Origin of the sequence: Butyrivibrio sp. VCB2001 (assembly GCF_000423965.1) — a bacterium.
Taxonomy (GTDB): Bacteria; Bacillota; Clostridia; order Lachnospirales; family Lachnospiraceae; genus Butyrivibrio.
On the sequence record NZ_AUIZ01000039.1, the window covers coordinates 1 to 1,619 of the forward strand.

At 40.5% G+C, this 1,619-nt stretch carries 2 protein-coding genes; both read right to left on the reverse strand.

Annotated elements, in window-relative coordinates:
- Positions 1-32: 32 nt before the first annotated feature.
- The gene (locus tag G589_RS0117545; RefSeq protein WP_051192562.1) at positions 33-1,010 is read right to left on the reverse strand and encodes an IS3 family transposase; all 978 of its coding nucleotides are present in this window, start codon (positions 1,008-1,010) and stop codon (positions 33-35) included.
- A complete protein-coding gene (locus G589_RS0117550; protein ID WP_026523015.1) occupies positions 986-1,429 on the reverse strand; it encodes an HTH domain-containing protein in 444 nt (147 codons plus the stop codon). The genes G589_RS0117545 and G589_RS0117550 overlap by 25 nt, the downstream gene beginning before the upstream one ends.
- Positions 1,430-1,619 lie beyond the last annotated feature (190 nt).

Genomic DNA, 1,619 nt, shown 5'->3' on the forward strand with positions numbered 1-1,619 from the left:
TAAAGTGAACCCCATGTCAAGGACACACGCAATTATTTTGGGCTGTATTTCATTGTCAATGCTGATGGTAGTTGATTGGTTACTTTATAGTGATAGTATTCATTTGGTGCCATTCCTTGCAACTGCACCTGATACCTATCGTTATTATAATAATTGATCCAGTCATTTATTCTGTACTGGACATCATCAAATGCCTCCCAGGCCTTTATATAAGGGTCAAGTTCATCCTTCATATGTCCGAAGAAGCTCTCTTGTGGAGCATTATCCCAGCAATTTCCTCTTCTGGACATGGATTGCCTGAGAAGTGAGTTTTTGATAAGTTCTCTGAACTTAACACTCGTGTAGTGGCAGCCTTGGTCACTATGGATGATGGTTGTAGCATTCAAAGAGTATAAATGATTTCTCATTAGTTGAAGCACTGTCTCAAGTACAAAGTCTACTTCAAGTGATTCACTAAGTTGGAAGGCCAGGACCTGCATTGTATAAGCATCAATGATGACTGATAGATAGCAGAATGTATCCTTTAATCTAATGTATGTTATATCTGTTAATAATACCTGGCGTGGCCCATAGCTCTTGAACTTACGGTCTACAAGGTTCGGGGCAATAGCATCTGTCTTAAGTGCTTTTGCCATCCGCCTATAGGGATTTGCCTTTCGGATAGGACACTTTAAACCATACTTCTGCATAAGCCTGATGACCTTTTTATGGTTCATAGGAGTGCCCATTCTGATCAACCTCATGCATATGCTCCGATATCCCTTGGCATATCCTCTGTAGTCATATGCCTGCTTTATAAGAGCAAAATCCTGAAGATCCTTTTCTTCGCTGTGGATACGGTATTGGGATGCTGTCTCTGATATATAGCGATAATAGCCGGAGCGTGATACACCTGCTAGTTCACAGAGCTCTTTTACGTCCAGACAACTGGCATTGGAACTAACCTCTCTTTGAATGGCTTCAAATATATATTCCTTATGATGTGCTAATTCTTTGGAGGATGAAGATATATATTTTGAATTTTTTTTAAAAACTCAACCTGCTGCTCAAGATGAACGATTCTTTGCTGCATCTCCTTAATTGATGTCGATGTTCTCTGAGTGCTTAGATCCTTTTTGGCATAGGCCTTGATGCGATCAGCCTGTGACAGACCTCTTGGAGGTTGTAAGCCTTCAGGAGAAGCTGCCTCTGCAAGAACTTTTTTACGTAAGTGATCAATTGTCGTTCTTGAAAACATCTTGGGATCATATCCGGCAGCTTTTAGGACCTTTGGCGCAGTAAGACCATGGTTCTTCACCTGATCAACAAAGAACTCCTTAAATTCGAGAGTAAACGTCATCCTATGTGGAGTGATAGAATGTGTATACGGATTCTGAGCAATCACTTCGATTTGCTCGCTTGTGTAGCTTGGTTTTCTTTTTGGATTCATACAGATTCCCCCCTTTGCTCATTATACCAGCAAAGACAGCCTAATCTGTGTCCACATATCGGAAATGTAATAGATATTTCCTGGAAAGTATATTTTTTTACTGCCCATTTCGTGTCCACGTCTTGAATCTGCTGCAAAAATACTGCCTAAATAGTTTTAATGACGTGTCCACTTTCTGGGGTCCATTTTA

What these genes read in the sequence shown, in the direction of transcription:
- G589_RS0117550 (WP_026523015.1), bottom strand. Translation starts at nt 1,429, where the DNA reads ATGAATCCAAAAAGAAAACCAAGCTACACAAGCGAGCAAATCGAAGTG.